This is a genomic window from Actinospica acidithermotolerans, from assembly GCF_018139625.1.
Classification (GTDB): domain Bacteria; phylum Actinomycetota; class Actinomycetes; order Streptomycetales; family Catenulisporaceae; genus Actinospica; species Actinospica acidithermotolerans.
On the sequence record NZ_JAGSOH010000183.1, the window covers coordinates 1 to 10,137 of the forward strand.

At 72.7% G+C, this 10,137-nt stretch carries 7 protein-coding genes; 3 read left to right on the forward strand and 4 right to left on the reverse strand.

The features are described from left to right. Nucleotides 1–115 precede the first annotated feature (115 nt). The 4 genes from KDK95_RS32570 to KDK95_RS32585 all read right to left on the reverse strand — a co-directional run bounded on the left by KDK95_RS32570 (nucleotide 116) and on the right by KDK95_RS32585 (nucleotide 6,858). Nucleotides 116–1,345, reverse strand: a complete 1,230-nt coding sequence (locus KDK95_RS32570) for an IS701 family transposase (RefSeq protein WP_212522205.1) — start codon at nucleotides 1,343–1,345, stop codon at nucleotides 116–118. Between the two features lie 377 nt (nucleotides 1,346–1,722). Then, complete coding sequence (locus KDK95_RS32575) at nucleotides 1,723–3,153, reverse strand: maltokinase N-terminal cap-like domain-containing protein (protein ID WP_212522206.1); 1,431 nt, start codon at nucleotides 3,151–3,153, stop codon at nucleotides 1,723–1,725. Beyond that, nucleotides 3,150–4,895, reverse strand: coding sequence for a maltose alpha-D-glucosyltransferase (gene treS, locus KDK95_RS32580; protein WP_212522207.1), 1,746 nt, complete (start codon nucleotides 4,893–4,895; stop codon nucleotides 3,150–3,152). Before treS ends, KDK95_RS32575 begins: the two co-directional genes overlap by 4 nt. Continuing rightward, nucleotides 4,888–6,858, reverse strand: coding sequence for a maltotransferase domain-containing protein (locus KDK95_RS32585; protein WP_212522208.1), 1,971 nt, complete (start codon nucleotides 6,856–6,858; stop codon nucleotides 4,888–4,890). Before KDK95_RS32585 ends, treS begins: the two co-directional genes overlap by 8 nt. A 284-nt stretch (nucleotides 6,859–7,142) precedes the next feature. On the opposite strand from KDK95_RS32585, the gene KDK95_RS32590 reads away from it, so the two are divergent. Genes KDK95_RS32590 through KDK95_RS32600 form a run of 3 tightly spaced genes read left to right on the forward strand, consistent with a single transcriptional unit; the run spans nucleotide 7,143 to nucleotide 10,095 of the window. Further along, the gene (locus KDK95_RS32590) at nucleotides 7,143–7,970 is read left to right on the forward strand and encodes a type 1 glutamine amidotransferase domain-containing protein (protein WP_212522209.1); all 828 of its coding nucleotides are present in this window, start codon (nucleotides 7,143–7,145) and stop codon (nucleotides 7,968–7,970) included. After that, the gene (locus KDK95_RS32595; RefSeq protein WP_212522210.1) at nucleotides 7,967–9,586 is read left to right on the forward strand and encodes a thiamine pyrophosphate-binding protein; all 1,620 of its coding nucleotides are present in this window, start codon (nucleotides 7,967–7,969) and stop codon (nucleotides 9,584–9,586) included. The genes KDK95_RS32590 and KDK95_RS32595 overlap by 4 nt, the downstream gene beginning before the upstream one ends. A gap of 29 nt (nucleotides 9,587–9,615) precedes the next feature. Beyond that, the gene (locus KDK95_RS32600) at nucleotides 9,616–10,095 is read left to right on the forward strand and encodes a hypothetical protein (RefSeq protein WP_212522211.1); all 480 of its coding nucleotides are present in this window, start codon (nucleotides 9,616–9,618) and stop codon (nucleotides 10,093–10,095) included. Nucleotides 10,096–10,137: the final 42 nt, after the last annotated feature.

Consider the following 10,137-nt stretch of genomic DNA (forward strand, 5'->3'; position numbering starts at 1 on the left):
GTGTACTCCCCTGTACCCCGTTCCCCTGTGCCCCGTTCGCCGTACACCGCGCAATCCTGAGCGGTCCGCGGAGACGGACGCCGTTGTCCGCCGGCTCTGGAATCGTTCGCGGCTTTCAGCCCTCGTCTTCCCCGACGCGCCCGAGGCCGTAGCCGCCGTCCAGGGCGTTGAACGCGAAGGCCGCGGAGACCATGGTCAGGTGGTGGTGCAGTCCCCGGTACGAACGGCCCTCGAAGTCCCGGAGGCCGAACTCCGATTCGGGCACTCCGGGATCGCGCCAACCGCGCAGGCCGACACCGTTGACCGCGAGGATGTCGTCGATGCTGTGCTTGAGCATGTTGGTCACCCAGTACCGGGTGCTCCCGTCCTGGTGCACCTCGCCGATCACCTTCAGCGGTCGGGGGTGCACCTGGAGGCCGGAGCGCGGGACGTTGGGGCGGGCGAGCGCGGAGACGATCCGGACGCGGCAGGACGGCCCGCCCCTGCCGACGGCCCCCTCGCCCGGGGGGCCGTCGAACACGCTCCCGGCCGGATGCTGGACCTGCTGGTCCAGCAGCCGCCGCACGGTGGGCGCGTCCCGCTCCGCGCCGTGGCACGCCGTGCGAGTGTGCATCAGCGCCTGCAGCCGGCCGGCGCCGGCCAGCGGGAAGCCGCCGTCGACCTGGAGCGAGAACGTGGCGCCGAGGTGGACGAGCCGGCCGACCAGCCGCGCGGCGTCCGGGAAGTGCCGGATGTCGCCGGTGATCGGAGCGGGCTCGAGCCGCCAGGCCGAGCGCATCTCGTCGATCATGTCCATGATCTCGGCGCCCTCGGTCCGGCCCCGCACGGCGTCCGGGATGTAGGCGGCCTGGCGCAGCGCTTCGTCGGTGCACCAGTCGCCGCCGAGCGCGATCCGCCAGTCGACCGGGACCGCGGTGTGCTCGTCGGCCAGCGACACGGCCAGGATCAGCTGGCTGTTCACGCTGCGGCCGAGTTCCGGCACGAAGCGGCGCTGCACCCCGACCGAGCGCTGGCCCCGCTTCGGGATCACCACCCGGTGCACCACCCACGCCTGGGTCGGCCGGACGGCCTGCAGGTGCTGGGCGATCAGCCGGCGCACCGGCTCCCACTTCCAGGGGCTCTGGTTGATGAACTGCTGCAACGACTGGTTCGCCCGAAAGATCCCGACGCTGTCGGCTATGCCGCGCACCGACTTCTTGCCGTCCGCGAAGAGGATCCCATGGAGGTACGTCTCCGCCCAGCGTCGCTGATCCGCCCGGTGCAGCGAGCTGAATACGGACTCCGCGTAGGTGCCTATGGTGTGGTGGGGCGGTGAGGTCCTCACCGCCACGGATGTGAGGGGCACGGTCTGCTCCCGTCTGTCCTGATCGAGGTTGATGGGCTGGTGGGTGTTCAGCGTCGGACCGGCTCCTCTGGCGCCGGTCCGGCGGTCCGGCGGCGCCCGGTCCCGCGTACGCGGGTGCGCGCACGGGCAGGGCTCAGCGGCCAAGGGCGCTCGGGTCCCCGTGGCGCGCGGCGCGGGCGCGGTGGGTGGGCGCCCGGCCTGAACATGCGGGTCGGTCCGGATGGGGCGGAAGGGGGAGTGCGCTCGGCGGCGCTCTGGGCGCGGGCGAGCGCCCACCGTGAGACAGGGCGGGCACCTGCCTGGAAAACCTCCCCTCCGGGCTGTTTCGGCCCGTAGCGGGAACATACAAGGCGGATGATCGTTGAGCCATGGCCCGGTTACCGATTGGCGCAAAGCGAACGCAGGGTGTTGCCGGGCGGGGCTCCCGCGTCGCCGAGCAGCCGCTTGAGGCCTGAGCGCGCAATCGGCGCCCAGGACGGGCGATGACGCAGCTCATAGCAGAGCTCGTATACCGCCTTGTCGATCTGGTAGGCGGTCAGCAGCGACTCCTCGGGGCCGAGCCCGGCGGCCGCGCGGTACCCGGCCAGGAACGCCCGCTCGGCCCGTCCGGCCCAGGCGCCGCCGGGCCACCCGGCCGCCGCGCCGTGCTCGGCGGCGTAGTCGATGGAGCGCAGCATCCCGGCGACATCGCGTTCGGGCGGGTGCGCCGCGGTGCGGCGCGCGAAAGGCGCGGCGGGCTCGCCCTCGAAGTCCACCACGTACCAGCGCTGCCCGGCGCGCAGCGCTTGGCCGAGATGCAGGTCGCCGTGCACCCGTTGGATCAGCCCGCCGGGCCGCGGCGTGGCTTGTCCGAGCGCCGCGTACACCGCCGCGATGGCCTCGCGCCGCCCGGCCAGCTCCGGTGCGAGGGCGATGGCCCCGTCCAGCCGCCCGGCCATCTCCCGCGCCAGCCGGCTCAGCACCCCGCGATCGAGCGCCCCGACCTCGCCCTGCGCCGCCAGGACCGCGTGCACCCGGGCGACCGCGGAGCCGAGCTGCGCGAGCGATGCGGCGAAACCGTCCGCGCGGCCCTCGCGCTCGGCCCGCGCACTGCGCAGCGCGAGAGTCCAGCCGTCCTCGGAGTCCGGGACGAACTCCTGGACTACGGCGTACGTGGCCGTGGCCGCGCCGAGCGGACCGTGCACGGCGCCTTCGAGCCCGGGGACGTCCGGGCTCGCGCCCGCCCGCAGCAGCCGCAGGGCGTCGAGCTCCGGGTTGACCCCCGGCGCCGGCCGGCGGAAGAACTTGATCAGATGCCTGTCGCCGACGACCACGGACGTGTTGCTCTGCTGCACGGTCAGCACGCGCTCGGGCGCGCCCGGCCCGGGCGGGGCGAAGCCGGGGCCCTCCGGGACGAAGGCGAGGCCGTCCGCGCAGCCGCCCAGGGCGGTCCGCCGCACCAGGGCCGCGGCGAAGCCGGGCTCGGCGAGCGCGTCGGTGAACTCCGTCGTGCGCAGCCGGGCGACGAGTGAGTCCGCGGCGCCCGGGAGCGTGCGGCGGACCGGTCCGATGGCGAGCGGGACCAGGTAGTCCGAGGGTCCCGCGGTGTCCTCGAACTCCGCGCGGACGACGGCGAGCACGCCGGTGCGCTCGGCGTGCGGCCCGGAGACCGCTGGGGCGTGCAGGATCCGCACCCCTGTCAGGAGCCTGTCCTTGTCGGCGAACCACCGGCGCCGCGGCAGCCAGCGGGCGAGGGCCTCGGCCAATTCGGCGTTTCCGGTCGGGTCCGGAGCGATCCGTCCCCGGTTCGCGGGCGCGGTGCCGGTCATCCTTCCTCCGTTTCTCGCGGCTCGCCCGTGGCGGCGCCGGCGGGGATGCGCAGCGCGAGCCAGAGGAACCCGTGGCCGCCCAGGGTGAGCCGGTAGTGCGATCCGGTGATGGTCGGGAAGACGACCGACCCGGTGAGCTCGACCGGCGCGAGGCCGATCGCGCCGGGCAGGTGCAGATCCGCCGGCTGCGGATGGCTGGAGAGGTTGTTCACGCACAGCACCAGGTCCCGGCCGCCGTCCGGCAGGACGAGCTGGCGCGCGTATGCCAGGACACTGCGGTTACCGCTCTCCAGCGGCAGATAGGAGCCGAGCCCGAGCACCGGGTGCATCCGGCGGTTGGCCAGCATCGCGCGGGTCCAGTGCAGCAGCGAGGACGCGACCGCGGTCTGCGCCTCCACGTTGACCACCGTGTATCCGTACGTCGAATCGCTCACCACCGGGTACGCCAGCCGGCCCGGTTCCGCGGCGGAGAAGCCGGCGTTGCGGTCCGGCGTCCACTGCATCGGCGTGCGCACGCCGTCGCGGTCGGCGAGCCAGATGTTGTCGCCCATCCCGATCTCGTCGCCGTAGTAGAGCACCGGCGAGCCGGGCAGCGAGAGCAGCATCGCGGTGAGCAGCTCGATCCGCCGCCGGTCGTTGCCCAGAAGCGGCGCGAGCCTGCGGCGGATGCCGATGTTGGCACGCATCCGCGGCTCCTTGGCGTACTCGGCGTACATGTACGAGCGCTCCTCTTCGGTGACCATCTCCAGGGTCAGCTCGTCGTGGTTGCGCAGGAAGATCGCCCACTGGCAGCCGGGCGGGATGTCCGGAGTGTTCGCCAGCACCTCGGTGATCGGTCCGTGATCGGCCTTGCCGAGGGCCATGAAGATGCGCGGCATCAGCGGGAAGTGGAAGGCCATGTGCATCTCCTCGGCGCCCTGCGCGCCGAAGTAGGCCACCGCTTCGGCGGGCCACTGGTTCGCCTCGGCCAGCAGCAGCCGGCCCGGGTACTCGTCGTCCACCACCTTGCGCACCAGGCGCAGGAAGTCGTGCGTCTCCGGCAGGTTCTCGCCGTCGGTGCCCTCGCGCACGAACAGGTAGGGGACCGCGTCCATCCGGAACCCGTCGATGCCCAGGTCCAGCCAGAAGCGGACCACGTCGAGCATGGCGTCGCGCACGTCCGGGTTGTCGTAGTTGAGGTCCGGCTGGTGGCTGAAGAAGCGGTGCCAGTAGAACTGGCCGCGCACCCGGTCGCGGCTCCAGTTGGAGTCCTCGGTGTCCACGAAGATGATCCGGGCGTCCGGGAAGCCCCGGTCGTCGTCCGCCCACACGTAGAAGTCGCCGTAGGGGCCGTCCGGGTCGCGCCGGGATTCCTGGAACCAGTGGTGCTGATCCGAGGTGTGGTTCATCACCAGGTCCGTGATGACCCGGATCCCGCGCCGGTGCGCCTCGTCGAGCAGTTCCACGAAGTCGTCGACGTCGCCGTACGCGGGCAGCACGGAGCGGTAGTCGCTGATGTCGTAGCCGCCGTCGCGCAGCGGCGAGGCGTAGATCGGCAGCAGCCACAGGCAGTCCACGCCGAGCCACTGCAGGTAGTCCAGTCGGCTGGTCAGCCCGCGCAGGTCGCCGATGCCGTCGCCGTCGGCGTCGTAGAAGGAGCGGATCGGCACCTCGTAGAAGACCGCGCTGCGGAACCAGCCCGGCGATTCGGGCAGCGGCTCGGCGCCCGACCGGGGGGCGGCGCGCCGCACGGAGTCAGCCACGGCGCGCCGTCCAGGTCAGGACGCGGGCCACGCCCCGCGCCGGATCGATCTTGACGGTGCCGCCGGACAGCCGCACCGGCTCGCCGGTCCGCGCGTCGCGCGCGTCCACCGTGCCGTCCGCCTCGAGTCCCGGCAGGTCGGGACGCAGGGTGAGCTCGGCCTCGGCGACGCGGTCGGGGGAGAGGGTGACGAGCACGAAGACCGTCTCCCCGGTACGTTCGTCGTGCTTGGAGAACGCGAGCAGGCGCTCGTCGTCCACCGGGTGGAAGCGCAGCGTCCGCAGGCTGAGCAGGGCCGGGTGCCGGCGCCGGAGCCGGTTGAGTTCCCTGATCCAGGGCTGCAGGTCGCGTTCGGGCGCGCTGCCGGTCCACTCCCGGGGCCGCAGTTCGTACTTCTCCGAGGACCGGTACTCCTCGCTGCCGGGCTCGAGCGGCTGATGCTCGCAGAGTTCGAAGCCGGAGTACACGCCCCAGGACGGACCGAGCAGCGCGGCCAGTGCGGCGCGCACCGCGAACAGCCGCGGATCGCCGGAGTGCAGCTGGACCGGCAGGATGTCCGGGGTCGTGACGAAGAAGTTCGGTCGCAGGAAGTGCCGGTCCGCGGCGAGCTCGGTCAGGTACTCGCCGAGTTCCTCCTTCCCGGTGCGCCACGTGAAGTACGTGTAGGACTGCGAGAAGCCCGCCTTGGCCAGCCCCTTGAGCACCGCGGGCCGGGTGAAGGCCTCGGACAGGAAAATCGTGTCAGGGTACTGCGCGCGCACGTCGGCCAGCAGCCGCTCCCAGAAGCCGACCGGCTTGGTGTGCGGGTTGTCCACCCGGAAGATCCGCACGCCGCGGCCGATCCAGCACAGCACCACGCGCAGCAGTTCGGCATACAGCGCCGTGCCGCCGCGTTCGAAGTCGAGCGGGTAGATGTCCTGGTACTGCTTCGGCGGGTTCTCGGCGAACGCGATGCTCCCGTCCGGCCGCTCGGTGAAGAACTCGGGGTGCTCGGTCACCCACGGGTGGTCGGGGGAGCACTGGAAGGCCAGGTCCAGCGCGACCTCGAGGCCGAGCCGGCGCGCTTCGGCGACGAAGCGCTCGAAGTCCGCGACGGTGCCGAGGCCGGGATGCACCGCGTCGTGCCCGCCGTCCGCCGAGCCGATCGCCCAGGGCGAGCCGACGTCCAGCGCTCCCGCGGTCAGGCTGTTGTCGGGGCCCTTGCGCGCGGTGCTGCCGATCGGGTGGATCGGCGGCAGGTAGACGACGTCGAAGCCGAGGTCCGCGATCCGCGGCAGCTGCGCGGCCGCGGTGGCGAAGGTCCCGTGCACCGGGCGTCCGTCCGCGTCCCTGCCGCCGGTCGAGCGCGGGAAGAACTCGTACCACGCGCCGGCCCGGGCCAGCGGCCGCTCGACCCCGATCCGGTGCCACCGGCTGCGGGTGAGCCCGTCGCGCAGCGGGTTGTCCGCGACGGCCGCGCGGACCCGCTCCGAGAGCGCGCCGCTGAGACGCTCCGTCAGTTCGAGGCGCGTGTCGCGCAACCGCGCGACGGCCTCGAGCAGCGACGCGGCCCGTTGCGCGGAGGCGCGGCGGGCGCAGCGTTCGAGCAGGCGCGCCCCCGATTCCAGGTCGTTGGCCAGCCGCGGCGCGTCCCAGCCGTCCGCGAGCTTGGCGGCGACGTCCGCGGTCCAGCCGGCCCACGGGTCGATCCAGGCGTCCACCCGGAACGCCCAGGGCCCGACCCGCTCGGCCGCGGCGTGCGCGGCGAACCGGTCCGCGCCCGGGTCGGCCGGCCGCATCGGCACCGTCCTGGCCCGTTCGTCCCCGCCCTCCGGCCGCCAGAGCACCGCCGCGGCCACCGTCGCGCGTCCCTCGGTCCAGATCGTCGCGCCGAACTCCACGTCCTCGTCGGTCGCCGCTTTGGCGGGATATCTGCCCGCGTCCACGACAGGGGAAATCTCCTCGATGATGATTCGTGCGTTCATAACCGCCCCTCTTCTTGTTACCCCCATCGTCGGGAAAGGCGGGTGAGCATGGAAGATTGCGGCAGCGAAAGCGGTATACAGTTCGTACTTTGAGAAGTCGTTACGGGCCTTCGGCGGCTGCGATTGTGTCAAGTTCGGCAACTCGTCGCCGTACCCGGGCCAGGCCTTGCCGGGTCCCCGACCGGCACGCTTCACTCGATATCGACACGGCGGGTCGATTCCACTTCTCTCGGGAAATCGACGGCGCCCACCATCTCGTGTTGCATTCTCATAAGGAGACGACTGTGTCGAAAAGAATCCTGATCGTGCTTTCCGAGCGCGGCTACTGGGGAGAGGAGCTCGTCGGTCCGGTCGAGGCCTTCGACGCGCGCGGCTACCGCGTCACCTTCGCCACGGCCAACGGCGCGCGGGCCAGGGCGCTGCCGCCGAGCCTGGATCCGGAGTACATCGACCCGCCGCTGGGCCGGTCGGTCACCACCCGGGACATGGCCCGCCGCGCCGCGGAACTGGACGCCTCGGCGCGCCTCGACAACCCGCTCAGTCTCAGCGAGCTGATCCCCGAGCGGCCGTACTACAGCTCCCTCAACCACCTGCGCGAGCTCGAGGCCTACCACCGCGACCTCGCCCGCGCGGCGGGCGACCTCGTCGCCAGCTTCGACGGACTGGTGCTGGTCGGCGGCAGCGGCCCGATCGTGGACATGGCGAACAACGAGCGGCTGCACGAGCTCGTCCTCGCCTTCGCCGCGGCCGACCGGCCGATCCTGGCCGAGTGCTACGGCGTCGCCGTGCTCGCGTTCGCCCGCGACCTGGAGACCCGTGCCAGCATCCTGTGGGGCAAGCACGTGACCGGGCACCCGAAGGAGTACGACTACAAGGACGGCACCGGATTCCTCGGCGCCGACTTCAACTTCGGCCCGCCGCCGTACCCGCTGGAGTACATCCTGCGCGACGCGACCGGCCCGGACGGGGCCTTCCACGGCAACGTCGGCCGGGAGACCTCGGTCATCGTCGACTTCCCGTTCATCACCGCGCGGTCCACCCCCGACTCCGTACCGGCCGGCGAGCTCATGGTCGAGGTGCTGGAGAGCGGTCTGCGCCGGTACGGCTGGTGAGCGCGACGCGCGCGCGGCCCGGCAAGGCCGCGCTCTACGAGCAGCTCGCCGCCGACGGCATCGCGTACATGTTCGGCAACCCCGGCACCGTCGAGCAGGGCTTCCTCGACGAGGCGGCCCGGTCCGAGCTGGACTACCTGCTGACGCTGCACGAGGGCGTCGCCGTCGGGATGGCGGACGGCTACGCCCGCGCCGCGCGGCGGCCCGGCCTGGTGCAGCTGCACAGCGGCGTCGGCCTCGGCAACGGGATCGGCATGCTCTACCAGGCCAAGCGCGGCGGCTCGCCGCTGGTGGTGCTCGTCGGCGAGGCCGGGGTGCGCTACGACGCGATGGACGGGCAGATGGCCGTCGACCTCGCGGCGATGGCGCGCCCGGTCAGCAAGCACGTGCTCCGGGCGCTGGATCCGGGCTCCGTCCTGAGACTGCTGCGACGCGCCGTGAAGATCGCGATGACGCCGCCGCGCGGTCCGGTGGTGCTGATCCTTCCGGCCGACGTGCTGGACCAGGTGACCACCGAGCCCGCGGTGCCCACTTCGATCCCGGACACCCGCGTGGTGCCGGCGCCCGAGTCGGTGCGGCAGGCGGCGCACATCCTGCGCTCCGGTCGCAGGGTCCTGATCATCATGGGCGACGGGATCGCCGCGTCCGACGCGCAGCCGCAGCTGCAGGCCGTGGCCGAGCGGCTCGGCGCGCAGGTGTGGGGGGCGAATTCCTCGGAGTTCAACTTCGACGCCGCGCATCCGAACTACGGCGGCCAGCTCGGCCACATGTTCGGCGCGGACAGCGCCCGGGTGGTGCGCGAGGCCGACAGCGTGCTGGTCGTCGGGACGTACGTCTTCCCGGAGGTCTTCCCGCTGCTGGAGAACCCCTTCCGGGACGACGCCAGAATCGTGCACATCGACCTGGACGCCTATGAGATCGCGAAGAACTTCCCGGTGGAGCTCGGCGTCGTCGCCGACCCGCGGCTGACCCTGGAGGCGATCCGGGGCGAACTCGACCGGGTGCTGCCGCCGCCCGCGGCGCCCCCGGCCGCGCAGGTCGCTCCGGCGCGCTCCGGCGCGGCGGACGAACCGCTGCTCGACCGCTTCGTGCGCACCCTGGCCGAACGCGCGCCGGCGGAGCTGGCGCTGTTCGACGAGGCGCTCACGGCGTCCGGGCCGCTGGCCGCCCATCTGCCGCCGCGGTCGGCGGGCCGGTTCTTCCAGACCCGCGGCGGATCGCTCGGCGTGGGAATCCCCGGAGCGCTGGGCGTCAAGCTCGCCCGGCCCGACCTGCCGGTGGTGGCCTTCACCGGCGACGGCGGCAGCATGTACACGATCCAGGCCCTGTGGACGGCGGCGCGCTACGGCATCGACGCCAAGTTCGTCATCTGCAACAACCGCCGCTACCGGCTGCTCGACTTCAACATCGAGCAGTACTGGCGCGAGCTCGGCATCGCGCCGCACGCCCGCCCCGAGGCCTTCGACCTGTCCCGTCCGGCGATCGACTTCGCCGCCCTGTCCGCCTCGCTCGGGGTGCCTGGTCGGCGGGTCGAGCGGCCCGAACAGGTCGGGGACGCGATCGACACGCTGCTTCAGCATCAGGGCCCGTACGTGATCGACCTCGCCGTGGACTGACGGCGAGCCGCGCAGAAAGCGATAAGCCAGTGACCCCGTCCGACCCACCCATACCCGTCCGCGTCCTCACCCCCGCGCACGTGCACCGGCTGATCGAGACCTGGTGCACCGCGCTCGAACGTCGCGGCCCCGCCGCCGAACTGCTCCCGCACCTGGCCAACGGCCTGCTGCTGCAACTGCCCGACCGCACCGTGCGCGGCACCGACGAATTCGCGCGCTGGTACCGCCGTCAGCACGACCACGCCGAGTCGGTCGCGGTGCTCTCCGCGGCGGCCGCCGGCCGGATCGACGTGCGCATCGCCACTCCGGTGCACGCGGAGGTGACCATCAGCCCCTGGCTGCCCGGCCACGCTCCGCAGAACTGGTGGGTGGTACTGCGCGACGGGAGCGCGCGCATCCGCAGCATCAGCGTGCGTGGCGGCGCGGCGGTCCCGCGACCGGAGCCGCCCGCCGGGCCGGAACCGGCCGCGCGGGTACCCGCCCGGATACCCGCGCTCAGCCCGGCGTGACCCGGTGCCGGTCCGCCCGACCGCGGCGGACCGGCACCTCCC

Bases quoted from the DNA above. Each gene is read 5' to 3' on its own strand.
- KDK95_RS32575 (WP_212522206.1), bottom strand. From the start codon at position 3,153: ATGACCGGCACCGCGCCCGCGAACCGGGGACGGATCGCTCCGGACCCG.
- KDK95_RS32585 (WP_212522208.1), bottom strand. From the start codon at position 6,858: ATGAACGCACGAATCATCATCGAGGAGATTTCCCCTGTCGTGGACGCG.